The sequence below is a fragment of the Pseudomonas fontis genome (assembly GCF_028656955.1).
Lineage (GTDB): Bacteria > Pseudomonadota > Gammaproteobacteria > Pseudomonadales > Pseudomonadaceae > Aquipseudomonas > Aquipseudomonas fontis.
On sequence record NZ_JAMDGY010000071.1, the window covers coordinates 15,245 to 37,531 of the forward strand.

Sequence of the window (22,287 nt, forward strand, 5' to 3'; positions counted from 1 at the left end):
CAATTATCTCGGTTTATCGTCATATCCATGTACTAGAAGAGGCTAGGAAGGTCTTTGTAGAGCCATCAAACCTTTGTAGTAAACCTTCGAGCGTACCGCGCAAGCTGTCGTACCGAACAAAAAACGGAGCAAGAATCATATTCCCGTTTGCATTAATGCGAGCTGCGCCCAACGATAATGCGACGTGCCTTACCGCTGCTGCATTTGCCATTCTGACTCCACCCGGCGTCGCAATATAAAATCCTAAGGCAGTGCTATCGACCAGATGATTAATAAGATCGTCGAAACTAGCGAGAACGTTGTTCCTCCATGCTCTTGTAGCGCCTCCTATCCTGCGTTGCTCTACACCGCCAGCAAAACCCGTACAGACAACCTTGCAAAGATGCCACTGTAATCGGCGAGAATAGCCACCAAACATGTGCGAGTGTTCGTCGGGCTCTGGGACTCCTACCCGCTGAGTAATCGGAGGGTTTGCACTATGGCCGAAGTCAACACCATCTAGCCCTTGCCACAATGTAGCCAATGTCGGATTGAAACTTCGCATCCTCATTTGCCAGTTAGCCCCACCCCCAAAAATTTGTTGCAAAGCCGTTTCGATCGCGCCAATGACGTCGCCAAAAATATGGTCACCTTGAATGGGTGCAAGGTTCGGAGCGCCAGCTGCGTTGGGGATAGCCGGCAATCCTGCACTTACTGGATTCTGGTAACTGCATCCTTGTATTAGAGGCATATTGTTGCTCCCAGTCGAAAACCTTCGCGCTCTATTGCACGCTCAAATCTCACAGACTCCAAGTATTCGTGATTGTTCTCGACCTGCCTCTCAGTGAGAGAGGCAGAATGCGCGGGCAACCCATGATCAAAATCCACGCGCTGATCCTCACCCCGCATATCCATCACTACATAAAAAAGGGTTTCAACTTCTGAAGCAGCTTCTGCGACCATCACTCAAATCCTTGCGAGTTGGTTCTTGAGGATGCTTTAGCGCGAAGCAAAATGCAAAACTGCCCCCATCTGCACACCCAGCTCAGCGCGATGGGGGTGGTGGAGCCGAAAACGAAAAGGCCTCGATCAGTGTCGAGGCCCTGAATAGGTGCGCACGTTTTTCCGTGCTGCCTGCCAAAGACCATCCCAGCGTCAACGCCCCAATGCATCGATCTCACCGTTCCTGTCTCGCACCACTCCACAAGCATGTGAGGTGAGAGTGCACGGGCTGCCGATGTTGATTCCGTACGTCGCACTACCGGCTATCGACGTCCAGGCCTTCCCGAGGGCTGTCCTGGTTACAGGTGAATTTCAGACGCAAAAAAACCCGTTCGAAAGCAGAGTTAGTGGAGCAAGTTGCCAAAGGCAAAATACCCAATATGGCGAAATGATGTCCCAGCCGTGCGGGAAGTCAATCGTGCTCCTCAAAGAATTTTTTCGCATTTTCTGAGCACTCTTTGAGCTGCTCTTCAATTCGTGGCATACCCCACTGGGCGCGTTGGTGAGAGCGCTTATACTTCGATCTAAGCAACTTTGAGATTAACAGGGCTTCATATCCAAAATACCCAACCAAATTAGCATCTGCTTCAACTGCATCTTCGGGGTCAAGGTAAACCTCCCATCGCGCACGAATCCCGTCCGAGCCAAGACTGATGTCGTTTTCGATCCAGGCAATTCTACAGGCGAGCTCCCGGTCAATTTTCGACAACCCATCCGGATCGATACTAAACTCTGGCTTCGCGCAGCCTGGATAAACCCCCTCTACCCTCCTGATCTCGCAACTCAGACCAGCTACTGTGGAATTCCCAGTAATTTCTCGCGCATTGCGCAGCTAGCGCATCAAGTTTTGAGATTAGATGAATCGCCTGCAGCTCAGCTTCGAAACGGCGCTGCTCCCGACTTTGCCAGCGATCCTTAAAAAAACCGATGACTGCGCTGACGACAGCAGCGACTTTGCAGACTTGCCGCCTTGATGCATATGGCCAGTGCGCACCAAAGAAGTCGACCCGGAAACGGTCCTGGTGCGCAAGCGCCGCCGGCCGAGCACCGCCGAACGCACCAAGCTGCGAATAATGGCGGAGGCTCTATGAGCAAGCGCAAGCTGCATAACATGCGTGCCCGACTAGAGCGATCATGTCGCGCCCTGCTCAGTACCAACCACGTTGCCGTGGTGAACATCGACCCCAGTGGCCGCCAGGGCATGATCAACTGGCAAAACTGCAAAAACATCCCGCCAGGACAGCGCATTGCTGACGCTGTTTGCGATATCGCCCACCGCTGGACCATCTACATCAGCGTGATGTGCCAAAAGGCCAATGGCGAGCAGTACTGCAAATCGGTCGAAATCGCGCCGCAGGGCAACTACCGGGCCGAACACCTCACTGACGTCATCGAGGAGACCTACGAAAGCCTGCGCACCGAATGCAATACGAACCACAGCGCCGCCGGCAACTGCACGTTCACTTGCCGCCTAGCGGACTGAAGGAGTTGGTGTATGGCGATGAGTCAGCAACAGCGCGACGAGAAACGCCGCTTGAAGGCTGCAAAGGTGCAGGAAGAAGACTTGCGCTTGAAGGTTCGACCTGGGACTAAGCGGGCCCTGCTGGAGCTGATGGCGTGGGCCGGGATCGAGGAACAGGGCGAGGCGATGACGCTGATGATTCATCACATGCATGGGCTGGGTCCTAGTGGTGCGCTGCCCCTGCTCGAACCGCCGCGCCACAAATACAAGGTATCGCAATCTGTGGCGCTGGAGTTCAGCCGCAAGAGCATGTTGATGATTCAGCATGACCCTGGCGACGAAGTTATTAGCCCCGTAACTAATCCAGCGCCCCATTGAGCACTTCGTAGATTATGCCCGTGGCAATCGCTACCAGAATCAGATCAGTACCGGCTTGCTGCCACTCGTAACCATCGTAACGCGGAAGATGGCCAAGAAGTCTTCCGTCGAGTTTTTTGGCTATGCCAGGCGGAAGTGGTTTTCCGCGCGCCAAGTTCTTCTGAATACCAGGCGGCAATGCAGGACCTGGGTTCCAATAGCTATGGTAACTACTCAACACGTTCAGAACGCTGCCTCGGTCAATGCTTGGACCGTGACCCCAGTCGTTCTGATCGGAGCCTTTCCCCTTGCCGCCACCACTTTGATTGCCGTTGCCTTGAGCGTTATGAGCATTACCTTTCCCGTTCCCCTGCCCTTTTCCATTGCCGGGATCTGCTAAGGCACCGACTGAGCCCGTAATTAGCACAATGCTGGTAAGTATTGAGACCAATGTTTTCGATTTGAGCATGTCCGTTCTCTCAGAAAGGGGCCCCCCCTCCAATGTAGACGACACCGCCTTCAAAAGTTCACCCACATGCCGCATCCGGGCACGGAGGGCGGCGCATGCATGGAGAAAGCCATGGCGAGGCGCCACCCGGCAACCAGTGCGTATGGCGAGGCTGAGTGGGCCTGGCCGCCAGTGTTCAGCGGAATGGTCGAGGCGACCGACCGCAAGACGGCGAAGGCATTGGTCGAGGATCAGTACGAACGCCAGTTCCCGTCGAGCGTGCTGCGCAAGGACATGGAAGCGCACGAGTATCTGCTGCACAGAGGTGTGCCAGGCGGCCGCGAAGTTCCGCGACCTTACAGAGTTCCGCCTGGCCAGCGAGGGTCGGTCGCCGCCGGCGATCTACCAGGTGCGCCAGAAGTCCAGCGGCCGCGTCTACGTCGGCCAGACCACCCAGCCGTTCACTCTGCGCTGGTGGCAGCACCTGATCCCCCCAACCGGTTGCAAGTTCCACGCAGCACTGAGTAGCAGCAACATCACCGACTGGGAGTTCTCGGTTATCGAGGTGATCGCCTATCCCGAAAATTGCACCAATCGAGCGGCCTACATCACTCAACGAGAAAGCCACTGGATCGAAGCCCTCGCAGCAGTAGACGCCGGGTTCAACACGGTTCGCCTTGCCGGCGTAGTTGATCAGGTCCAGGTACCGCTGCCTCTCGCAGACCTAGCCTGACCCTCCCGCGCTGCCCGCCAGAGTATTTCCATTTTCCGAAGCTCACAACTTGATCCCTATTTTGTGCGCCTTGCCTCGCGCCACGCTGCATATTTCATACGCCAATGTTCAAAGAATGGCTCTACGCAGCGGCGTCGACCTAAGTCAATCAGTGCCGCCTCCAGCGCCTCGGCCTTGGGCAATGTTTTCGCCACGTAAAGATGTGCATCGTGCTCGCGGGCCTGATCGCCATGCACGCCGTCATGGGTGACAGCGACCCGGTACGCCGTGATCGCCGGGTGCCTGAACGCCGTACCGCCCAGATGCGCATCGTGCGCCACGCGGAAGTCTTCGAACACCACGCTTGACCCCTTCCCTACCCTGAGGAGTTCATCATGCATGCAGCCATGCAGCTGCGCGTTGAGGGCCTTGCTGCCCTGCGCGCCCGTACTTGTCTCGCTACCGTCGACCTTTACGCCATGCTCGGCAAAGAGCCTCCAGCCGCTGCCGTGTGCTTCCAGGTCGTGATCAAGGGCAAGGCCTTCCATGTGGTCGAGCTGGCCACCGGCAAGACGCAGGGCTTTCGCTTCAGCCACCCCGAGGCGGTGACCTTCGCCAAGCAGTTGGAGCGCATCAAAGTGCGGAGCGCGGGGTTGCAGGCATGATCGGCGGCCCTATTCCAGATCCTCGGAGGCAGGTGATCGAGCAACTGAACGCAAGCGTTGACCAGTTCTTTGCGAGCGGCCGGCTGCCTGTCATTGGAGATCCGCCTACGTTCGAACCGCGCCGCGTGCGCCCGATAGCAGCTGATGCGCTGGCGGGCACAGGTAAGCAGGTGACGCCAAAGCCCGGCAGCCGCGCCGAGCTGAGCCTGGCCCGCGAGCTGGCCAAGTCGCTGAGCTTCGGCGAGGCCATTGAGGCAAGCGGCATTCCCCGCACGAGGCTGCTCCAGCTGTCGAAGGCGCACCTGATTACGTTCCAGGCCAGCAGCACCGAGCGAAGGGCGCGCGACGCCGCCAGGCAGAAGCGTGAAGCCCGAATCTCCGGCCACTGCGAACAACTCAGAGCGCTGGCGGGCACAGGCATTACTCGGCACGAAGCGGCGAAGCAGATCGGCATCAGCTACGAGTTGCTCGTTCGACTGCTCGATGATCACGGCATCAACCTCCCCGCTCGAGGAAGGCTGAAGTGACGCTAATTTCAAACCGATTCTTTTAAGGCTTGCGCCAGCAGCACATCAATCTGTAGCCCAGCGGATTCCAATACATGAGTAGAGCAGAGAGCACTCAAGTGATGCCGCGCGCGAAAAACGCACATCATATTTTGAGATAAATGGAGTTTCTACCTTTTGCACTGTGTGCAACGGAATAACAAAATTAAGGTGAACCCTGGCTTCGGAGGACATTAGTCTTCGCGTGGACTGGTTTCCGAAACAAGTCCTCTGAGGTTGTTGATTGCTACCTGTGCGGTCATCTCTGCCGCCGCAGCTTCGTTCTCAGCAATAAGCGTTCGTACCGACTCTTTGGCTTTCAGTCGAATAGTACGGATTGCAAGAAGCTGTGAGTCAAACGCCATTGCTTTTGCAATGATCTCTACAGCCGCCTGCTCAGGCGTGCGCCCTGCAACGGCCCATGCGGACACGGTCTCTGGAACATTTGCGGCAGGATATCCATCAGCTTTGAAAGCCACTGCATCAGCAAAGGCCTTGTTGTACTCCAATGCGCGCAACGGATCTCCAGCCGCCGTTTGCCTGGCCATGTCTGCCGCTCGGTCGATACCGGCACACAATTCTTCAGCTGTGAGTGGTTTGATGGGGCGCTCAATCAACACAGGAATTCCACGCTCATCATGGCTCAGTATCTTGTTTGCCCAAGGCCGTGAAAAGACGGTGAGGAAGACCTCATCAGTGATGGGCACGGCGTCACTTGGAATAACAGCATGCACTCCAGTGATGTATGTGCTGCCAGTGCTGCGGCTGTAATAACGCATCATTTAGGTATCCTCTCAATTGCCGATGGCGAGCCAACGAATGCCCGCATGGTTGACGCTGCCAACCACAACCTTCACTCCGACTGAAAACACTTCTTTGGTAAATGAGAAGCCGAAGGCAAACCCGTTGTCAGCAGATACGCCCGCATGATCGTGAGCACCAACCATCTGCCAACACGTGTTTGGAAACGCGACCGGAAAGTTGAATGTCCCCAGCCCTGATGTACCGGCTGCATTGTTCGTGACGCCGGCAATCCCCCACTGGACCGTCAATCCAAGTAGCCAGGTCGGGAAAATGAAGTAGCCATTCGGAGTGAAGCTGTAGGTGAACCCGAAGCGCATTTTCTTGGGTGTGACAATCGTCGAATCATCGGCACCCGCATTGACCTTGTCTTGAGTGGATACTCGTGCAATCCCGAGAATGGCCTCACTTGCTTGAACGACTCTCGCGTCGATTGTCCGTAACACGCTCCACGTGGTAGCAGGCTTTGTAGCATCCGGAGTTCCTATGTTCTCCGCATCACTCAGCGATGCTGGAAGAATTCCATATCCGCCCAACGTGGTTGATCTATCCGCTTTGCCAGCAAGTCGGGTCATCATAGAGGTCGCAAAGTTCGGGTCATTGCCGAGGGCTGCTGCTACCTCCTCAAGCTGGTTGAGCACCTCAGGGGCAGCTCCCACAACACGGGCGATGGCTCCATCCACTACTTGGCTGGTTTCGACCTTGGTGTAGGCGTCGGCAATACCGTATCCCGCTAGGGTTGCTGCCTTCGCTGCCTTGCCACTGAGGAAGATATTGATCTCCGACGTGGTGTAGGCATCAGTAATGCCGTAGCCCGCTAGGGTTGCTGCTTTCGCTGCCTTGCCACTGAGGAAGATATTGATCTCCGACGTGGTGTAGGCATCAACAATACCGTAGCCACCAAGGGTACTAGGTCGTCCTTTGATTTTTGACCAAAGGTCATCGGCTTCAAGCCGTGCTTTAAGGTATTGCGTTCGATTTGCCAGTTGCTTGGCTTGCTTGTTGTCGATTCCTTCTGGACCGCCCAACACAGGGTCGAACGTTTCCAGCTGATAGATGCCGGGCACCCATTCATTTGACTCTGGCAAGTCGGCCATTAGCTACTCCCATGATTGTATTGGCCATCACGGCGCGCAAGGCCGTTATGTCGGATGGCAACAGACTGATAATCGAGCGACACCAGGCGGCAACGCGCAGGCGCGACAGATAGAAAGAGACGACGCAGTAACGCGGCCTGGTCATTGGTGATTGAGCGTTCGAGGTAAACGCGATAAAGCGGCCATGAACCGGGGTCACCATGCACATGCGCCCCGTCCCGAAGGATTGAGCCATCACGCATCTGATTACCCAAACCTTCTTGCAACGTGATCTCGCCGAAGCCCAGCAGACGAATGACTTCGCGTATTGCCCAGGGCGTACCTTTGTAGCGATGCAGTTCGGCAGCATTCTTGATCAAGTTGCGCCTGGCGTCAGACGACTCGGCCAGTAGCCAGGCGGCTTCATCAAGCATTGAGAATTGATCGGCCAGCACGGGCAGCAGGTTGGGCTTAACCAGGTCAACCAGATACACCAACATCGCATTGAGATCGAGGTCGGCCAGATTCTCGTCAAGCAGCTCGAACAACTGAACGAAACGCTCGTCACCAGCCAGCGCCGGTGGCAGTTGGTGGTTAACCAAAGGCCACCCCCTCGTCACTTAGCTGGATCGATATGCAATTGGCCCACTCGTTACCCTGTAGCTCATATAAGGCGCTAGGGAGTTCCAGTTCAGCGCGATATACACCATAAACCTGCAGCGCGACGGTTAGTTGCTCCCGCACTAGGTCAAGGCCGAGTTTGGCACGGCGATCAGCTGCGAAGGCTTCCGCAGCCACTTGGGCTGCGGCCATGGACTCAGTTCGCTCTGCAGTAGCGTAGAAAGTGAGCTTCGCCTTGATGGTGTAGGCGACCTCGGTCGGCATCAGTGCGTGTACGGTGTCGCAAAGTGGCCGTACCTTCTCTCCACTGAGTCGGCTTTTGATCTGCTCAAGCAAGTCAGTGGACGGCAGACCGTGGGTTGTAAGTGGAAAGACGGCGACATGTCCATCAGGTTGCCCTTCATCGGGGCCATGCACCGCAACGTCGATAATGGACTGGTGCACGGCCAGGGCATGGTAGCGATAGGCACCACGGCTTCCAGCGTTGCTAAAAGCCTCTGGCGCCAGGATGATTCGTTCGCGGTAACGGTCATCGCCTTCATCTTCAACACCGTCAGCAGTCACTGTCGTGTTGCTAGCGACCAACCCGGCCAGAGGGGTGTTGCTGATAACGCTGATCTGCCCAATCGCCCAGCCATTGCCCTGGACTCCGGCAATCAGGCCGGTCGCTGCGACACTGACCTGCAGTTGTCCTGGTGCGATCACCGCATCCTGATCAGTCGTGAAGGTCAACTTACCGTCTTGGGTGCTGACGCGAGTACCTGCGGCAATCACCAACGGCTGGGATCGAGTGGTAGACATGCTGAATCGAAGCGTGCAACGCGCAGGCTGAGCCAGAAGTCGAGGAGTCGCTACCAGCTCACCCAGATAGTCGAGGGTGGGACCATTGGAAAAGCGCACTAGGAGCTGCTCGCCAGCACTCTGGATCGCCATCTGTAGACGAGATGTGGCGTATGCGACCTGGTCGATGAACAGCCGTTCTACCTGAGCGGGATATAAGGTCTTGCCGGACTTGAGTTCGTATCGAGCGATCAAGTCAGCCTCGGTGGCTGCTGGATCGATCTTCACGAATTCCGGTTTAGGCAGCTCGCGCATACGGCACCTCGGTCATTTGCTCAAGGCCATCAGCCACGCGCCACAGTACTTTTAGGGTGAGATGAGCCGCATCGATCTGCACTTGGACCTGGACCACCGACACGCGGGTTTCCCAGCGTCGAATAGCCTCTATCGTTTCGCGCACTAGGTATGGCGTGACGCGGTCATGCGGCCAGTCAATATAAAGGTGCAGGTCACTGCCGAATTCAGGCCGGTGCGCATCGCTGCCCTTGGGGGTGGCCAGGATGATCCGGATGGACTGGTCGATATCACGCATGCCCTCGACCACCTCGCCGGGTGTACCGAGGGCTGGTTGCCAGTGGGCGGCGGTGATGCTGGTGTAGGGAATGGGCGTGGTCATACGCCCATAATGAGAAAAGCCAGGCAGACCTGGCTTTTAATCGGGTTTAAAGAGCTCAGCGTTAGTGGGTGTGGTGGTTGGAGTTTCCTCCAGTATCCATGATGGTCCCGGTCGCATTGATGTTACCGTTCACCTGCAGGTTGCCGTCCAACGTAACCAGTGGGATCACCAAGTTCGCTGCAGGTGCCTTGACCACCACAGGCTCACCCGATTCAACTGTGACGTTCCGTGCGCACTTAACTAGCAATGCCCCGACGTTATCAAGCGTCATTACCCCAGCCGCTCGGTCGTAGCTCACCACCGTCCCGTCGCTGTAACGCACATAGTCGGTGTTTTCATCGACCACGGGCGGCGGCTCGGCGGTCGAGTAAATCCCGCCCAGGTACACACCACCTACGCCATCTTCATCGAGCAGCACCGCGACCTGCTCGTCGATCTCCGGCATCAACGGGCGCCGCTTCGTACCCTGGGAGTTGCGCTGCGGAACATTGAGCCAGAAGCTCTCGACCCCATCGCGATCATCCAGGCGCACACGGATGCGGCACGTCAGGTAGTCCACAGCACTGACCTCGCCATATTCCAGTTCAACGCCCATCAGGCTACTACCTCGCGCTGGGGGCCATAGTTGGACAAGGCCAGATCTGGCTGGACGTTCTTTTGGGTCATCAAAATCGAGGCTGATGCTACACGGCAGACCTCCTGGTCCACGGTGTAGCCACCGCTGCGGGTAACCCGGTGGTGTGCGGCGGTGATCAGGTAATTGCCGCCCATTTTGCCTGCAGCAACCAGGGTGACCACGTTGCCACTCACCAGTTCGGGGCGCCCCATGGCAGTCCAACCACCAGTGGTGCGCTCCCGATTGGATCTAGCCAGGTCGGCTTTGGCACGCGCCTTGGCCACCTCTTCCGAGGCGGCGCGCTTGCGTTGCTTCTTGGTGTCCGCACTGGTGGTTGACCTGCTGGCGCTGCTCGGCACTGCCACGGTTTCGCCGTTGACGATGTCGTAGGAGACCAGCTTCTTCTTTACCGGGTCCTTGTGTTTAACCTGGACTTTCTTAGGTACAGCGGTGATCTGGTCACGTACTCGCACGCTGGCCAGGTCCTTCAACACCAGACTGGCTACCGGTCTGCCCTTGGCCAAATCGCTGATGGCGTGGAACACCATGCGCCTGCCAGTGACTTTGAATGCATAGTCGTATTCACCAGCCAGGTTGCGCAGAAAGGTCAGGTCAGAGTCCTGTTGAGTGAGGCGATCAAGCTGGATCGGTTCAATCCGACCGACCAACTCCAGGCCCTGCCGTGCTGCGACCTGCTTGGCTACGGCGTCCAGCGTGGTGCTCTCATAAGCTCGGTGTTCTGTAGTGCGCAGGGCCGACTGAATGCCAGCGCCCAGGGCGCGGATATTCACCGTCGAAGGCGGTGCATTCAGTTCCACTTCATCTATTTCGAAGTTGCCCAGGGTACGCAGCGGTTGACCCTGCCAGCCCATCGACAGGGTCAACCTGTCACCATGTCCGGGGTACCAGGCGTCAATCCATTTGCTCTCGGTGTCCTCCAGCTCGATATCCAGGCTGTCGGCTTGTCCGGAGAGGAAGTCCGAGTAAGTCAACGACAGCAGGTGTTGGCTGATGTCATGGGTAATGTTCCGGTGCTGGTAGCTCAACACGAATCGTGCTTCGGGCACTTGCTGTGGGGTTAGCGCATCCATGGGGGCAGATCCTCAGTAGCGGCTACGGGTTCGAGCATGGGGATGGCCAGCGTCAAGCCTGCAGGCAAGGCACCCGTCAGCGGTACATGTGGGTTGGCCTGGACGATGGGCAAGTACCGGTGAGCATCGCCGTAATAACGCCAGGCCAATTGATCCCAGCGCTCGCCCTCGGTGGTGGTATGGGGAATGAACATCAGGCCCTCCGGGTCAGTACTTGAGCGGTCAGCCCAGCCAAACGGGTCCGCGCACCATCCATGGTGGTCAACGCTTGATCCAGTGACGCTCGTGAAGCGTCGAAGCGTTCGACGATGTTGCCCAGGTCAACGGGGTTGAGGCTGGCACGAGCACCGGTAACGCTGCCCAGCACGTCCTCGCCCAGTTTCGCGAGATCGGCACCGTCCTGAAACAGCCCAGCAGCTTTGGTCAGTCCCTGCAGCGGCGCAATGGCACGTTCTGTCACGCCCAGCAACTGCGGGACCTGGCCAAGAATCATTGAGGCATTGCCGCTCTTTACCTGGTCATAAAGATTCTTGCCCGCCTGCAGCACATTGGCCGCTGACTTGGCATGACCAATGAGCATCTGCGTGGTGCTGGGTGAAGGCAGAAACTTGGAGACTACTCGAGGCAGCTTGGAGGTGACGCTGGCGGTACCAGTGAGCGCTGGATTGAGCAACCCAGGCGTGGCCAACACCTTGCGAGTGAAAGCACCTGTGTACTCTCGCAAGCTGAGTTGCACGGTGGCGGATGTCAGCTGGCCGGTGGCCGACAGGCGTCGATGCTGCAGACTATTGTCCGCAATGACATACGGTCCTAGGTAGTCTCCATTGCCTAGAACCAATGCCAGCGGCTCGTGCTTACTCTTGGCTTCACGCAACGCCTGCCAACGTTTCTCAGGGTCGCCCAGCTTGGGGTGGAGTTCGATGCTCAGGTTGATCTCATCCAGCCCTTCGCCGATCCACTCTAACAGCGGCTTACCCTTGATACGCGCATGCTCGGCCCAATTTGCGGTGCCACGTTGCTCCATACCAGTGATACCACCCGCGACGGTGAATTCGATGTTGCCCAACAGCGCAAACATCAGGTGGTCCCCCCATTGGCAGGGCCGTAGCTGCGGCGTCGTTGATCGTGCTGGAACCGCTCCATGAAGCGTACGAACTCGTTGTAGCTACCTTTGAGAGCCTGATCGATCTGCTGAGATTGTACGCCTGCAGGCAATTCGATCTTTGGTGAGTAGTGCACGATCAGCTCACCAGCGGCAGCGGGTTGACCGGCACCTGGGGCGCCCATACGGCTGGCCACCGACACTGCATCTGGGCTTGGTGGCAGGCGTTGAGGTAACTGCGACATCGAGGGCGACAGGACATTCGGTGCGGCCAGGTCCACCGCTGTGGCTCCGGCTATACCCAAGGCTGCCTTGTGGACCAGGTCAGACTGGCCAGCGATACCAATTGCAGCCCCTTCACTGATGTTCGCACCGTAGCCGATGAAAACCCGACTCGGTGACTGGATGCCAAGCGTCTCGGTGAACCAACCCTTGATCGACGTGCCGACGCCGACAATCGACTCCTTTGCAGCCGTGAGGGCATTGCCGATGCCGTTGACCAGGCCACTGATGATCATCCCGCCGAACTCACTGAACTTCGCAGGAAGCTCAATTCCGAAGTAGCCCATGACCCCGCTGAAGGCACGATAGAACAAGCCCAAAGGCGAAAAGTTGGCGAGCAGGCCGAGGATGCCTGTCAGCCCGCCACTGAAGCCCGTTTTGATCTCAGCCCATAAGCCGCTGAAGAAGCCCTTGATCGGCTCCCAGTAGCGATAGATCAGGTAAGCGCTGAGCGCGATGCCGGTGACCAAGAGGCCAATGGGGTTCATCAGCAGAGCACGACCAAGCCAGAGCACCGCCTGGCCTGCCAGTTTCAACCCAAACAACAACGTACCGCCCAGGACTTTGCCGAGCATCAGGACACCGCGTGCGGCCATCATCAGGGGAGCGCCGAAGGCCATTGCCATGCCGCGCAGGAACAGGCCACTGTATCGCAATACCGTTACAAGTCCTGAGCCAATCCGGGTCAAACCAGTGATCAAGGGTGCGAACTTACCCATATGCCACATGGCACGCAGCAACGTCCATTTGGCAGACAAGCCTGTGATGGTAGTGGTCATGGCCACAATCGGGGACATCACCAGGTTGGCGCCGTAGGCCAGACCGATGAACGCCAGCTTGCCTGCAAGGAGGCCTGCTACCAGGCCGACGACACCTTTGATGATCGCAGGGTTTTCACCAGCCCAGGTCGAGAAGGACTGCATTACCGGTACCACTGCTTTGGCTACCTCGACCAAAGCAGGAATCAAAGCGTTGCCGATGGAGATCCCAACGTCCGATAAATTCACACCGATCTGTTTCAACTGTTCTTTGGGGCTTTCCATCCGCTTTTGCCAGTCTGCATCCAAACCGCCCTTGTCGGCAGCGTCGTTACTCCCTTGCTGGATACTGGCCAAATCCTTTTGATTTGCTAAAGCAGGCCGGATAAACGAGAGAACTTGTTGATCAGCAAATAGCTCACCCAACTTGTATGCTTCATCAAGACGAGCCAGCGCGGTCTGGCGCTCCTGGGCATCGGTTATGTCCAAAGCCTTCTGGTACTCGGCGGCAGCTGCAGGCGCCTTAATGCCGAGGTGTTTGGTCAGAATCTTAACCATTGCTTGCGCCGGAGAGAGCCCCTGGCTGACCAGGTTGCGCATGGCGTCCTGCAGATCGATTCCCGCGTTCTTGAATGCTTTAAGTGTCTCAGGGGCCGCCAGTTTGGAGAGGAAGTTCTTAAAGTTGTTGGCTGCCTCATCATTACTTCCCGCGCCACGTCGGGCGATCTGCAGGGAAGCACCGATTTCAGCAACAGCGCGCTCCCCCGTAATACCCAGAGCAGCAAATTGAGGGGTTAACTGCGGTAACCATTTGGCCATGTCTGCCAACTCGAACTGGCCACTTTTACCTGCAAAGGCGAGCATGTTCATGGACCGCTCAAGACCAGCCGCCCCGATACCAAGGTTGTCATTCAGCGCGATAGCTACAGAACCGAGATCCTTCATGCTCGCCCTGGTGGCTGTCGCGGTCTTGGCCATAACTGGCGCGTAAGCCTCAAGCTCTTTCGCGCTGGAGATACCTCCAGCAATTAGCTCAGCAGTACCACTAGCTACCTCGGTTTGGGTCTGGTTCCACTTCAACGCAGCGCCGCGCATGACATCGCTCAGTCGCGCTTCCTCTGCGTTATCAAAGCCGCCGGTGATGGCGATATCGTTGGTCTGGTCCTTGAAGTCGATGGCTGTGCGCATCGCCTGCACAACGGGAGCACCTACTACGGCGGCGGTGCCAACGGTCTCCATGGCTTGGCCACGTAGATCAGCGCGAGCATTCTTCAGCGTTTCACCACGGGCAATACTGGTGTTGAGACGCTCTTGCTTGAGTTTGAGTTGGTCGATGGAACGCCCGACCTGGTCGTACTGGCGGCGCATCCGCTCGATGCCGCTGCCACCACGAGCCAGCGCTGCCGACAGTTCGGTACCAATCAGCTTCTGCTTGGCGGTCAAACCATCCGTTGCCCGACCAAGTTGTTGCACGGTGGATTTCGCCGAACCGAAGGCGGCATGTAGGCTGCCCGATACGGCGGCGCCGATCTTCAATCCAACCAGGACTTCATTGGCCATAGTTTGCTACGCTGCAAGAATGTTTGAAAAAGTCGCTGTGCTCACCGCCAAAACCCTCTATGCACTGACCATTGGCGTCGGTGTGATCTGGCTCGCCTGGCTATGCTTGGCCAACCTACCGCTGTGGATGGCGGTGCTAATGTTCTGTTTGGGTTTGCCAGTGCTGGCCCTGGCAGCCACCCCCATTGCGGCAGGTGGTGCCTTGCTGGGTGGACTGGTCGCTGGTCTGCTCGCGGTTATCGCTGATTCAGTTTCTCGGCGGCCTCAACGCGGCGGTTGATCTCCCGCTCGCAGACTTCGCACCAGCGCCAGTACTCATCCATCGACAGCTTGCGGATCTCCGAGGGCTGCAGCCTCAGTACCAGCACCAGCGCTTCGTCCCAGGACTGCAGCGATGTCTCCGCCGCCAGCCATTTCCCGAAACACCTCGGTGACAATTCTAGAATCGGCGATATCGAGATCGCCCAAGTCTTCGACGGTCAACCCAGTCATTTTCGCGAACAGAAAATCTTCCTGAGCACCTTCGTTCTTGGGCGAGTAGTCGTGTGCGGAGGACAGATCCTTGCGCTTGAGACGCTTGATCGGCAGCGAGTCAATGTAGGTGCCAGCTGCGCTGGTGAAAGGGAACTTGAGGGGGATGCTGAGTTTGTCGGCCATCTGATGCTCCGGGTCGGTCGGTCTGAGCGTTTGCTCTGAGAGAGACCTGAGCATCGCACCTGGGCGTGGTGCTGACTTTTAATCGGGTTTAAAGAGAAGCCCCGCACGATGGCGGGGCTTCAGGAACAACGGGGTATCAGCAAGACCGGCAACACCGGCAGCGTGGTTTCTCTTGGTAACGGCCTGTGGCTAACGCCAGGCTCAACGCTTCCACCAGTACTTCCTTGGGGGTTTCCTCCAAGGTCTTCTCCCAGTAATGTCGTGCACGCATTAGGTCGCAAGCCCGGCGTACCTGCATATCAATGAAGCGCATGACATCCTCCATGCTCTGCGTTTTTTTCTCTTCATTCTCAGGAGTCAAGGACATGACTGTCTCCAATATTCAGCAATTTGATGAGATCACTGGCAGAGTACTCGGTACTCTTTATGAGAATTTTCCCGTACCCAAAAGCTTACGAATCAAACAATTCGTCGAGGATGGATTCATCTACGATGAACGGGTGCAAGTAGACGTACCCAGTGAAAGTGGAATGTTCTTCATGGCCTGCATTGATTGGTTAGCTGAAGCCGGATACCTGCGCTTCAGAAGCAAGGCACACAACGATGGGTTCGTTGAAGCAGTACTAACCGCCAAGGGTCTTGAGGTCTTGAAGGCTATTCCTGAAAGCCTCCAGACCGGCCCATCCTTGGGCGATCAACTCGTCGATGCCACCAAGAGCGGTGCAAAAAGCCTATTGGGCAGCATTGCCGGACAGGCCTTGTCCATCGGCGTGCATATGGCCAGCGCCAAGCTCGGCCTTTCCGGCTAAGTCACTGCCCGATGTTCTTCCGATACTTGGCCAACTGATCTTCACCGCCCACCTTGAAGATGTTGGCCAGGTAGTCCAGCAGCACCACCTCCTGACCATTGAGGATCTGCCGCACATAGGTGGCCGAGAACGGCGACTCAAACTTGCTCGGGTCGCGTGGCTTGTAGCTCCCTAGTTGGTACTCCTTGAACATGATGGTCATCATTGTGACCAGCGGGAACTCCTCGACCAGGCCGCCACTGTTAAAGACCTGGACATTCGAGCGACACTGCAGCTGAACAGTCTTGAATGGCGTGGCCAGGCGCTTGGTGGCGTCGTAGTACAGGCTGTTCCAGACGATCTTGCCTTCCAGCTTGTCGAAGCCGTCCGGCAGTTCGATCAGACCGACCATACCCAAGCCCTGGAAGTCGCTCATGACGGTCTTGACCGTGCCCAGGTCAATTTCTTCGCAACGACCAAAGAAGCTGTTGCCGTCCAGGTAGACCGCCGCGTTGGTAATACGGTGTGCGCTAAAGCCTGCCATTTACGCGGCCCCCAAGTTGACCAGGTATTCCCCGGTGATTTCGGTTTCAAAGGTGCCGCGTTCGAATGGCAGTGGCACCGTCAGCTTATAGTTGAACAACAGATGGCCCAGTTCGATCTCGGTCTGAGGATTGCGCGCCGGGTCATACCAGCACTCGGCGCCGATCAAAGCCTGGTCACCGATCAGCTTGCGCAGGAACTGGTTGACGCTCTCGACAATGCTGTCGATCAACGAGTCAGTGATCGGCATATCCACGAACTGCAGCGAGCTGTAGCGGATCGATTCGTCGATGATGTCCTTGGTACGGCGCACGTTCTCGAAGTTGCGCATGTGCGTCACCGTTGGCCATGCTGCTGTGCGGTTTCCCCACAGGCGCAGGCCGGTGCCGAACGAATTGAAAACGGTGGTGATGCCGTTTTCGTTGAGCAGGTTGACCTCGCTGCTGGCGTCGTCGATGCGAGCAGTCAACGGACGCTCCAAACCGATCACGCCCAGCAACTCCTTGTTGGAGCTGCTCCACCAGTAGCCGTTGTCGTTGTCGACCTTGGCGCGTAGCCCAGCGGCGCGGATCGACAGCGGCTGCAAGCGATCACCAGTGGCCTGGTCGTACACCTTCACATGGGGATAGCACAGACGAACACGGTCGCTGCTGGTGTTGAAGTTTATGGCGCCAGCCGGGCCACGACCAGCAATCACCTGCTGCACGGTGGTACCGATGGGCGCGTCGATGTAGGCCACGCCGCCCATTTTGATCGCCGATGCAATCAGCTCGACACTGACCGCATTGAGGGTACTGAAGCCAGGGGCGATGAAGATCTTCGGGAAGAACCCGAACTGGGTGTAGCTATCCTGGAACGCCAGCAACCCGCTTCGCTGACCAGCCAGCGAGACCGCCCCAATAATATCGACAGGGGTCACTTTGCTCGGGTCAGCATAGGTGTAGTCAACCTTGACCTGGCCATTGATCGGAATGCCGCCAGTGCTGATCCGCCGAATCCGGCCCGTGAGCATATCGGCACTGTAGTCAGTGCCAATGCTGTAGGTGACGCTGCCATCTTCGGACTTCACGGCCAGTACCTGCAGCGCCCCGTGGGTGAGCTGCAGCAGGTCATTGTCAGCAAAGAGTCCTGGCTGAGCCTCCAAACTGCTCTTATGCACGTCAGGATCGAGCACGTTGCAGACAAGCACGGTACCGGCGCCGAAGTCATAAATGCCGTCCAGGGCCTCGGGAATGCTGAAGCCAGGCAAGTGCGTGCCGAACTGGGCGCCGTCGATGTCATTCAGCGACAGGGTCAAGGTTTTCACCGGGCCGGTGGGTGCGGTGCCAATCAGGGCAATCACCGCTGACTTGACCACACGGATTGCACGGGGCCCGCGCTCGACCTCCAGGGTTTCAATGCCATGAAGATAGTTGGCGCTCATTTGCAGCTCTCCGCTTCGTATTTCTCCATACCCAAAGCCGTTATCCGGCAATGCACTGACTCACGGATAACCAGGCCAGCCTCGACCAGATAACCAAGGGCAAACTCACACTCTTGGGGATCATGTCCCAAGGTATGAGTCAGATCCCGGCTGTAGCCACCTGCACCAATCCGGGAAATCTGGCACTTGGAGTACAGTTCCGCCAACATGGCATGGCGAATGACATGTTGCCGATTGATAAAGGCGTGATCAGTCATTGGCTTTAACTCCTTTCTTAGCCGCACCTGGTGCAACTGCATCAGGCTTGGTGTCACTGGTGTCGACCGACACTGGGGTCAGGTGCCGGAGCTCCAGCAGTACCTGGGTGTATTCATGATCTGCGGGGAGATCAACCGGCTGGCCCGGCAGCAATTGCACATCCAGCAGTTTGCGATCAGGCCCGACCCTTAGCGATGCAGCGCTTTGCGGACCGGTGTAGCGATAGCGTGTGAGTGTCATGGAAAGCCCTCATGTTCAAAGGTGGCACTGGTAAGTCCTGGCTCATTGCCTGGCAGCACAACCTGAATCTGGGTGGCACGGACACTGAAGTCCTGGGCGTACTGCCAAACCCCATTCATATGCCCTATAAAATGCTCGGCAACAGGCCAGCAGGCTTTGTCGCAGTGCGGTGGAAACCAGCCCGCGAGGCAACCGCGCAAGCGGTCGAGGTAGCTGATGACCCCGTCCTTGCCATGGAGCTGGCGAAAAACCAGGGTCAGCCGGATCACCAGGTTGCGTTCCTGGAACACCGCATCAGTCGCTTCCGAGTGACCGAAGTGCGACTTGCCGTAGGCCATCAGAACCGCGCCCCGGGGATGGTTCAGCCGGTGCCCTTGGGGGTTCTCCGGAAACAGCTCGACCATCAGCTCCTTGCCGAAGGCTTCCTTGAGCCGCGCCAACATTGCATCCATCAGCTGCTCGGTCTGGGTCTTGTTGCTGACCATCAGTAGCCCTCCCAGCGACGATCATTGAACTGTTGGCGGCGCGAACGAACACGGATCTCTCCCGGTTCCGGCGCAGCCTGACCGCTGGGCATGCCCAGGGTGACCATGCCATCGCGGATGCTTTCCAGTAGCTTGATGGTGTCTCGGCGGCTGTCCTTGACGGCATCGGGCACGGGACTTTCCGGGCGGCGTTGATAAAGCCAGTGCCGCGTGAGGTACACCGCTGCATCGCGCAACACCGTTGGGACCGGATCGAGCGGCAAGTTGTAGCGACCGCGCAGGTAGCCATCGATCAGTTCCTCTGCCTGGCGTACACCGTCCTCGATCACTGCATCATCCGGCTGCAGAGCAGCCGGATCGTCATTGGAGAGCTGTATCAGGGTCAGCTCGGGGATGGCCTTGCCGATGTCGGCGCGAGTGCAGTAGCGCATGGTCTACCTCAGATGCCGCGAACGATGCGAACCACATCGCCTGACGCGGTGGCCGCGTCCATCGCGATACCGTTGCTAGCGCCGGTAGTAAGTTTGATGGCACGCGCATTCGCGTCCGATTCCACCTGGTCACCTGCAGCAAAAGCAGCGCCTGCAGTCACCAGGCAGATGCCTAGCACATTGACTGGAGCCACGTTGTCAGCCTCGGTATCCGCCGCAACTGGGCCAAGCGACTTGGCGCCTGCAGCGCACAAGCCCCCGTCAAAACCGGCAAAGCGGTAGCGCGGCAGATCGACCAGGGCGACCACCGAGGTGGTCAGTACGGGTTGTTGGGTTTTCATTGGTTACCGTCCTTTAGCCGTTACATGGCCGCATTTGAGCAAGCGCGTGGCGTCCGCATCGCTCAAGGCAATGTCATCGCCTTCTCGGTACAGATCGCCGTTATGCAATACGTCAGAGCGACCCGATACCGTGTAGCTACCCAGCTCTGGACCTGGACCTGGACCTGGTTCAGGCTCCGGCTTTGGTGTCGGCGAATCGCTCGGAGCGGATGCTGCAGCAGGTGCCACGGGCGCGCTCGAAGAAGCAGTTGCAAGGGCCTCGTCCTGCGGTTTCGATTCACCTGGGGTATCAGGTGCGGCTTTGTCTTTCGGTGTGGCTTTAGTAGTCATCTGGCACCTCAACCGTTGATGTCGGAGATGAGGTAGCCCGCATCGGCACCCACCACGACAGGCTTATAGATGTCGGTGTTACGCACGTAGCGCACCTTGCCGCCAGCCGCGTCGAAGGCATCGATCTCTGGCATACCCTTGCGACGCAGGGTGTAACCGAAGCTCGGTTCTTCGTAGTCGGACTTTTCACCGCCTGCAGGCTTGGCCACATAGGCCAATGTCATGTTGTCGGACCAGATGTCGGAGGTGTTGCTGCTGCCCGCAACCGCTTCGCCGATATGGATGTTCGGGACACCGAAGATCGCCTTGAGGTGTTCCAGGGTAATCAGCTTGCGCTCGTCACTGCCCAGGGCTGCCTGCAGCTTCGGGTGAAACTTCAGTGACAGGTAAACGGATGCCCCCATGGTCATGGTGTTGGGGCGAACACCGATTCGGCTACGCACCACTTCCTTGCCTTGTTCGACCACTGCAATCGGATCGCCGCCACCATTACTCCACTGGCTGGAGCCCGACAACGTGACCTTGGCGCCTGCCAGGTAGGTGTTGGGGTTCTGCGCCAACTTGGCGCAGCTGACTTCGCGACGCAGATCGATGGCGCCAACCACGCGGCGTGAGGCGCGTGACTCGGCATCGAACATCGATTCGTTCTTCTCGCGGTAGTCCACCGGGTAGGCCAGGTCATGTTCACGCAGGACCACATCGAGACCATCCAGGTCGTCCGGGTTCATCACGTTCGACTGCGCCCGGATTGCCCGTTCGGTGTCATAGACCTCGAACGCTTCCTTACCGAACAGCGGGATGGTGCCTGCTTCTTTGTCCATTTCGGCCACCGGGAACAGGGCTTCGCCGATGAACTGGGCATTGCGGTAGCCCCGCGCCAAGTTCGTCAGTACCGGGTCAACGACCCGCAAAATCTTCAGACGGTCAGCCATGATGGCTCCTTATTGGTTGATGAGCTGGCGTACAGCCGACTCGTAGGGAATGTTTTTGTCGGCGGCCAGCTGCGAAGCGCGGACATGCAAATCGAGACGGCCCGGATCGGTCTCCACCTCGGCGAATTCCAGTTCAGCGCCAGTGCGTGCACCGCTGGTCTGGCGCTCCTTGCTGGCCTGCTCGGCGAAGCTGATCTGTTTTGGCAGGTCGTTGAAGATGGCTTTGAGGCCTGTGGCGACAGGCTGACGGGCGTCACCCTCACCGAACTCCAGCGGCTTTTCGGTGCCCTCGGCGAAGTCCAGGACAGCGATCAGCGCAGCGCTGTGCTTGGGCAGCAAGCGACCAGCTGCGACCAGGTCTTCGGCAAATGCAACGTTGCCGCTGTGAATGGCGGCTTGCGCTCCCTGGCGTTTCTCATCCTTGTGCTGCTGAACCTCACGCTGCAGGCGAGCGTTGTCCGCCAACAGAGCGGCCTTTTCTTCTTCGGTCACAGGTGTGTCCTCGGTGGTGGGTGTTTGGGTTTTGGCGGGATCACTGAAGGCTGGGAATGGCTTGTCATCGCCACGTGCGGCATCGGAGATGGTGTCAATCGCCCAGGTCGGGATGACCTGGTCGGCGACCTCCTGACCGCGATCCCCGATTAGGAATTCGCGCAAGCGACGCCAAAGGCTGGCAGTGGTTTCATGCCCGAAGTCGCCGAAAGCAATGACGCCTTCCTCATCTTCAGCCAGCTCGATGGGACGCAAGCCTTTTACTGCTGGTGCTAGTGCGCCCAAAAAGCCGACATGACGGAGGTAGTACACACCAGGCACGGGGTTGCTTGGCGAGTCAGGGTGATAGAACGAAGCGGAGATCTTCTTGTAAGCCTTTTTGGCAATCAGCTCGGCGAAGGCTGGGTCAATCTGCTGAGGCTCTGCATTTAACCCATCTGCCGAGGCCGAGATCGATTTGACCCAACCGGCTGCAGGCGCATCGTGTTGAGGATGGCCGAGTACCAGCGGTGCTTCGTGCAAGGCCGGGTCATAGGCCAGAACGGTCGCGGCAATATCGCTTTCGGTGATGTTGAAACTTTCACCGCTCATGGCGGTGTGTTTGCCTGGCCTGAATATGTGAAGTGGTTTCATGGTCTGTGCGCAGGTTGTGGAGGTGATGCGCACAGACTGGGCGAATGTTCGGCCCATGACTTTTAATCGGGTTTAAAGAGTGAGCGGCGAGGAGAGTTGAGGCGTTTGCGTCAATGACGCTGGCGATGTCCGTGGGAAGTCGGACAGAAGGGATTTATAAAGCTTTATGGCAGTGGTCACTGACAACATTCGATGAACCAC

30 protein-coding genes and 1 pseudogene are annotated in these 22,287 nt (G+C 57.6%); 8 read left to right on the plus strand and 23 right to left on the minus strand.

Features of this window, described 5'->3' with window-relative positions; all coding sequences use genetic code 11:
* Positions 1-19 precede the first annotated feature (19 nt).
* Both M5G11_RS20505 and M5G11_RS20510 read right to left on the minus strand, forming a co-directional pair.
* Positions 20-730, minus strand: a complete 711-nt coding sequence (locus M5G11_RS20505) for a hypothetical protein (RefSeq protein WP_273910109.1) — start codon at positions 728-730, stop codon at positions 20-22.
* 663 nt (positions 731-1,393) lie between these two features.
* Entirely contained in the window at positions 1,394-1,690 is a 297-nt protein-coding gene (locus tag M5G11_RS20510; RefSeq protein ID WP_273910110.1) for a hypothetical protein, read from the minus strand.
* A gap of 378 nt (positions 1,691-2,068) precedes the next feature.
* On the opposite strand from M5G11_RS20510, the gene M5G11_RS20515 reads away from it, so the two are divergent.
* Both M5G11_RS20515 and M5G11_RS20520 read left to right on the plus strand, forming a co-directional pair.
* A complete protein-coding gene (locus M5G11_RS20515) occupies positions 2,069-2,464 on the plus strand; it encodes a hypothetical protein (protein WP_273910111.1) in 396 nt (131 codons plus the stop codon).
* A gap of 12 nt (positions 2,465-2,476) precedes the next feature.
* Entirely contained in the window at positions 2,477-2,821 is a 345-nt protein-coding gene (locus M5G11_RS20520) for a hypothetical protein (protein WP_273910112.1), read from the plus strand.
* Here the strand turns inward: M5G11_RS20520 and M5G11_RS20525 are convergent.
* Positions 2,802-3,269 (minus strand): anti-virulence regulator CigR family protein, encoded by a 468-nt coding sequence (locus M5G11_RS20525; protein WP_273910113.1) that lies wholly within the window; start codon positions 3,267-3,269, stop codon positions 2,802-2,804. The two genes, M5G11_RS20520 and M5G11_RS20525, sit on opposite strands and share 20 nt — an antisense overlap.
* Positions 3,270-3,573: 304 nt before the next feature.
* Between M5G11_RS20525 and M5G11_RS20530 the strand changes: the two genes are divergently transcribed.
* From M5G11_RS20530 to M5G11_RS20545, 4 genes and pseudogenes are all read left to right on the plus strand, one after another.
* On the plus strand, positions 3,574-3,981 hold the full coding sequence (locus M5G11_RS20530; RefSeq protein WP_273910114.1) for a GIY-YIG nuclease family protein: 408 nt from the start codon (positions 3,574-3,576) through the stop codon (positions 3,979-3,981).
* 200 nt (positions 3,982-4,181) lie between these two features.
* Positions 4,182-4,328, plus strand: a pseudogene (locus M5G11_RS20535) (helix-turn-helix transcriptional regulator); the annotation flags it as partial.
* Between the two features lie 27 nt (positions 4,329-4,355).
* The gene (locus M5G11_RS20540; protein ID WP_273910115.1) at positions 4,356-4,625 is read left to right on the plus strand and encodes a hypothetical protein; all 270 of its coding nucleotides are present in this window, start codon (positions 4,356-4,358) and stop codon (positions 4,623-4,625) included.
* Positions 4,626-4,657: 32 nt separating this feature from the next.
* The gene (locus tag M5G11_RS20545) at positions 4,658-5,152 is read left to right on the plus strand and encodes a hypothetical protein (RefSeq protein ID WP_273910116.1); all 495 of its coding nucleotides are present in this window, start codon (positions 4,658-4,660) and stop codon (positions 5,150-5,152) included.
* Between the two features lie 212 nt (positions 5,153-5,364).
* Here M5G11_RS20545 and M5G11_RS20550 read toward each other — a convergent pair whose 3' ends face one another.
* From M5G11_RS20550 to M5G11_RS20595, 10 genes are all read right to left on the minus strand, one after another.
* Positions 5,365-5,952: a phage tail protein gene (locus M5G11_RS20550; RefSeq protein WP_273910118.1), complete on the minus strand. Its 588-nt coding sequence runs from the start codon at positions 5,950-5,952 to the stop codon at positions 5,365-5,367.
* A 12-nt stretch (positions 5,953-5,964) separates the two neighbouring features.
* Positions 5,965-7,068: a gp53-like domain-containing protein gene (locus M5G11_RS20555; RefSeq protein WP_273910119.1), complete on the minus strand. Its 1,104-nt coding sequence runs from the start codon at positions 7,066-7,068 to the stop codon at positions 5,965-5,967.
* Positions 7,068-7,649, minus strand: a complete 582-nt coding sequence (locus M5G11_RS20560; RefSeq protein WP_273910120.1) for a phage tail protein — start codon at positions 7,647-7,649, stop codon at positions 7,068-7,070. Before M5G11_RS20560 ends, M5G11_RS20555 begins: the two co-directional genes overlap by 1 nt.
* Positions 7,642-8,763: a baseplate assembly protein gene (locus M5G11_RS20565; RefSeq protein ID WP_273910121.1), complete on the minus strand. Its 1,122-nt coding sequence runs from the start codon at positions 8,761-8,763 to the stop codon at positions 7,642-7,644. The genes M5G11_RS20560 and M5G11_RS20565 overlap by 8 nt, the downstream gene beginning before the upstream one ends.
* Positions 8,747-9,124 carry a GPW/gp25 family protein gene (locus tag M5G11_RS20570; RefSeq protein WP_273910122.1) on the minus strand — a complete coding sequence of 126 codons (378 nt, stop codon included), beginning with the start codon at positions 9,122-9,124 and terminating at the stop codon, positions 8,747-8,749. The genes M5G11_RS20565 and M5G11_RS20570 overlap by 17 nt, the downstream gene beginning before the upstream one ends.
* Before the next feature lie 61 nt (positions 9,125-9,185).
* Positions 9,186-9,719, minus strand: a complete 534-nt coding sequence (locus M5G11_RS20575; RefSeq protein ID WP_273910123.1) for a phage baseplate assembly protein V — start codon at positions 9,717-9,719, stop codon at positions 9,186-9,188.
* Positions 9,719-10,831, minus strand: coding sequence for a phage late control D family protein (locus M5G11_RS20580; protein WP_273910124.1), 1,113 nt, complete (start codon positions 10,829-10,831; stop codon positions 9,719-9,721). Before M5G11_RS20580 ends, M5G11_RS20575 begins: the two co-directional genes overlap by 1 nt.
* Positions 10,819-11,025 carry a tail protein X gene (locus M5G11_RS20585; RefSeq protein WP_273910125.1) on the minus strand — a complete coding sequence of 69 codons (207 nt, stop codon included), beginning with the start codon at positions 11,023-11,025 and terminating at the stop codon, positions 10,819-10,821. Before M5G11_RS20585 ends, M5G11_RS20580 begins: the two co-directional genes overlap by 13 nt.
* Positions 11,025-11,909, minus strand: coding sequence for a phage tail protein (locus M5G11_RS20590; RefSeq protein WP_273910126.1), 885 nt, complete (start codon positions 11,907-11,909; stop codon positions 11,025-11,027). Before M5G11_RS20590 ends, M5G11_RS20585 begins: the two co-directional genes overlap by 1 nt.
* Positions 11,909-14,533, minus strand: a complete 2,625-nt coding sequence (locus M5G11_RS20595; protein WP_273910127.1) for a phage tail tape measure protein — start codon at positions 14,531-14,533, stop codon at positions 11,909-11,911. The genes M5G11_RS20590 and M5G11_RS20595 overlap by 1 nt, the downstream gene beginning before the upstream one ends.
* 19 nt (positions 14,534-14,552) lie before the next feature.
* Here M5G11_RS20595 and M5G11_RS20600 point away from each other — a divergent pair, with 19 nt between their 5' ends.
* Positions 14,553-14,813 carry a hypothetical protein gene (locus M5G11_RS20600; RefSeq protein ID WP_273910128.1) on the plus strand — a complete coding sequence of 87 codons (261 nt, stop codon included), beginning with the start codon at positions 14,553-14,555 and terminating at the stop codon, positions 14,811-14,813.
* Between the two features lie 35 nt (positions 14,814-14,848).
* Here the strand turns inward: M5G11_RS20600 and M5G11_RS20605 are convergent, their stop codons facing one another.
* Positions 14,849-15,190 carry a phage tail assembly protein gene (locus M5G11_RS20605; RefSeq protein WP_273910130.1) on the minus strand — a complete coding sequence of 114 codons (342 nt, stop codon included), beginning with the start codon at positions 15,188-15,190 and terminating at the stop codon, positions 14,849-14,851.
* 365 nt (positions 15,191-15,555) lie between these two features.
* Here M5G11_RS20605 and M5G11_RS20610 point away from each other — a divergent pair, with 365 nt between their 5' ends.
* Positions 15,556-15,999 (plus strand): hypothetical protein, encoded by a 444-nt coding sequence (locus M5G11_RS20610; RefSeq protein WP_273910131.1) that lies wholly within the window; start codon positions 15,556-15,558, stop codon positions 15,997-15,999.
* A gap of 1 nt (position 16,000) precedes the next feature.
* Here the strand turns inward: M5G11_RS20610 and M5G11_RS20615 are convergent, their stop codons facing one another.
* The 9 genes from M5G11_RS20615 to M5G11_RS20655 all read right to left on the minus strand — a co-directional run bounded on the left by M5G11_RS20615 (position 16,001) and on the right by M5G11_RS20655 (position 22,143).
* Positions 16,001-16,522 carry a phage major tail tube protein gene (locus M5G11_RS20615; protein ID WP_273910133.1) on the minus strand — a complete coding sequence of 174 codons (522 nt, stop codon included), beginning with the start codon at positions 16,520-16,522 and terminating at the stop codon, positions 16,001-16,003.
* Entirely contained in the window at positions 16,523-17,944 is a 1,422-nt protein-coding gene (locus M5G11_RS20620) for a phage tail sheath subtilisin-like domain-containing protein (protein WP_273910134.1), read from the minus strand.
* The gene (locus M5G11_RS20625) at positions 17,941-18,201 is read right to left on the minus strand and encodes a hypothetical protein (protein ID WP_273910135.1); all 261 of its coding nucleotides are present in this window, start codon (positions 18,199-18,201) and stop codon (positions 17,941-17,943) included. Before M5G11_RS20625 ends, M5G11_RS20620 begins: the two co-directional genes overlap by 4 nt.
* On the minus strand, positions 18,194-18,442 hold the full coding sequence (locus M5G11_RS20630) for a hypothetical protein (protein ID WP_273910136.1): 249 nt from the start codon (positions 18,440-18,442) through the stop codon (positions 18,194-18,196). Before M5G11_RS20630 ends, M5G11_RS20625 begins: the two co-directional genes overlap by 8 nt.
* Positions 18,439-18,927, minus strand: coding sequence for a Gp37 family protein (locus M5G11_RS20635; protein ID WP_273910137.1), 489 nt, complete (start codon positions 18,925-18,927; stop codon positions 18,439-18,441). Before M5G11_RS20635 ends, M5G11_RS20630 begins: the two co-directional genes overlap by 4 nt.
* The gene (locus M5G11_RS20640) at positions 18,927-19,358 is read right to left on the minus strand and encodes a gp436 family protein (protein WP_273910138.1); all 432 of its coding nucleotides are present in this window, start codon (positions 19,356-19,358) and stop codon (positions 18,927-18,929) included. Before M5G11_RS20640 ends, M5G11_RS20635 begins: the two co-directional genes overlap by 1 nt.
* A gap of 8 nt (positions 19,359-19,366) precedes the next feature.
* Positions 19,367-19,699, minus strand: a complete 333-nt coding sequence (locus tag M5G11_RS20645; protein ID WP_273910139.1) for a DUF2190 family protein — start codon at positions 19,697-19,699, stop codon at positions 19,367-19,369.
* A 338-nt stretch (positions 19,700-20,037) separates the two neighbouring features.
* Positions 20,038-20,961, minus strand: a complete 924-nt coding sequence (locus tag M5G11_RS20650) for a major capsid protein (RefSeq protein WP_273910140.1) — start codon at positions 20,959-20,961, stop codon at positions 20,038-20,040.
* 9 nt (positions 20,962-20,970) lie between these two features.
* Complete coding sequence (locus tag M5G11_RS20655; RefSeq protein WP_273910141.1) at positions 20,971-22,143, minus strand: phage protease; 1,173 nt, start codon at positions 22,141-22,143, stop codon at positions 20,971-20,973.
* Between the last annotated feature and the right edge of the window lie 144 nt (positions 22,144-22,287).

Bases quoted from the DNA above. Each gene is read 5' to 3' on its own strand.
- M5G11_RS20595 (WP_273910127.1), bottom strand. From the start codon at position 14,533: ATGGCCAATGAAGTCCTGGTTGGATTGAAGATCGGCGCCGCCGTATCG.
- M5G11_RS20635 (WP_273910137.1), bottom strand. From the start codon at position 18,927: ATGGTCAGCAACAAGACCCAGACCGAGCAGCTGATGGATGCAATGTTG.
- M5G11_RS20540 (WP_273910115.1), top strand. From the start codon at position 4,356: ATGCATGCAGCCATGCAGCTGCGCGTTGAGGGCCTTGCTGCCCTGCGC.
- M5G11_RS20580 (WP_273910124.1), bottom strand. From the start codon at position 10,831: ATGGATGCGCTAACCCCACAGCAAGTGCCCGAAGCACGATTCGTGTTG.
- M5G11_RS20575 (WP_273910123.1), bottom strand. From the start codon at position 9,719: ATGGGCGTTGAACTGGAATATGGCGAGGTCAGTGCTGTGGACTACCTG.
- M5G11_RS20655 (WP_273910141.1), bottom strand. From the start codon at position 22,143: ATGGGCCGAACATTCGCCCAGTCTGTGCGCATCACCTCCACAACCTGC.
- M5G11_RS20555 (WP_273910119.1), bottom strand. From the start codon at position 7,068: ATGGCCGACTTGCCAGAGTCAAATGAATGGGTGCCCGGCATCTATCAG.
- M5G11_RS20645 (WP_273910139.1), bottom strand. From the start codon at position 19,699: ATGAAAACCCAACAACCCGTACTGACCACCTCGGTGGTCGCCCTGGTC.
- M5G11_RS20620 (WP_273910134.1), bottom strand. From the start codon at position 17,944: ATGAGCGCCAACTATCTTCATGGCATTGAAACCCTGGAGGTCGAGCGC.
- M5G11_RS20570 (WP_273910122.1), bottom strand. From the start codon at position 9,124: ATGACCACGCCCATTCCCTACACCAGCATCACCGCCGCCCACTGGCAA.
- M5G11_RS20615 (WP_273910133.1), bottom strand. From the start codon at position 16,522: ATGGCAGGCTTTAGCGCACACCGTATTACCAACGCGGCGGTCTACCTG.
- M5G11_RS20550 (WP_273910118.1), bottom strand. From the start codon at position 5,952: ATGATGCGTTATTACAGCCGCAGCACTGGCAGCACATACATCACTGGA.
- M5G11_RS20605 (WP_273910130.1), bottom strand. From the start codon at position 15,190: ATGGCCGACAAACTCAGCATCCCCCTCAAGTTCCCTTTCACCAGCGCA.
- M5G11_RS20640 (WP_273910138.1), bottom strand. From the start codon at position 19,358: ATGCGCTACTGCACTCGCGCCGACATCGGCAAGGCCATCCCCGAGCTG.
- M5G11_RS20625 (WP_273910135.1), bottom strand. From the start codon at position 18,201: ATGACTGATCACGCCTTTATCAATCGGCAACATGTCATTCGCCATGCC.
- M5G11_RS20610 (WP_273910131.1), top strand. From the start codon at position 15,556: ATGACTGTCTCCAATATTCAGCAATTTGATGAGATCACTGGCAGAGTA.
- M5G11_RS20505 (WP_273910109.1), bottom strand. From the start codon at position 730: ATGCCTCTAATACAAGGATGCAGTTACCAGAATCCAGTAAGTGCAGGA.
- M5G11_RS20525 (WP_273910113.1), bottom strand. From the start codon at position 3,269: ATGCTCAAATCGAAAACATTGGTCTCAATACTTACCAGCATTGTGCTA.
- M5G11_RS20600 (WP_273910128.1), top strand. From the start codon at position 14,553: ATGTTTGAAAAAGTCGCTGTGCTCACCGCCAAAACCCTCTATGCACTG.
- M5G11_RS20590 (WP_273910126.1), bottom strand. From the start codon at position 11,909: ATGTTTGCGCTGTTGGGCAACATCGAATTCACCGTCGCGGGTGGTATC.
- M5G11_RS20520 (WP_273910112.1), top strand. From the start codon at position 2,477: ATGGCGATGAGTCAGCAACAGCGCGACGAGAAACGCCGCTTGAAGGCT.
- M5G11_RS20585 (WP_273910125.1), bottom strand. From the start codon at position 11,025: ATGTTCATTCCCCATACCACCACCGAGGGCGAGCGCTGGGATCAATTG.
- M5G11_RS20515 (WP_273910111.1), top strand. From the start codon at position 2,069: ATGAGCAAGCGCAAGCTGCATAACATGCGTGCCCGACTAGAGCGATCA.
- M5G11_RS20650 (WP_273910140.1), bottom strand. From the start codon at position 20,961: ATGGCTGACCGTCTGAAGATTTTGCGGGTCGTTGACCCGGTACTGACG.
- M5G11_RS20565 (WP_273910121.1), bottom strand. From the start codon at position 8,763: ATGCGCGAGCTGCCTAAACCGGAATTCGTGAAGATCGATCCAGCAGCC.
- M5G11_RS20630 (WP_273910136.1), bottom strand. From the start codon at position 18,442: ATGACACTCACACGCTATCGCTACACCGGTCCGCAAAGCGCTGCATCG.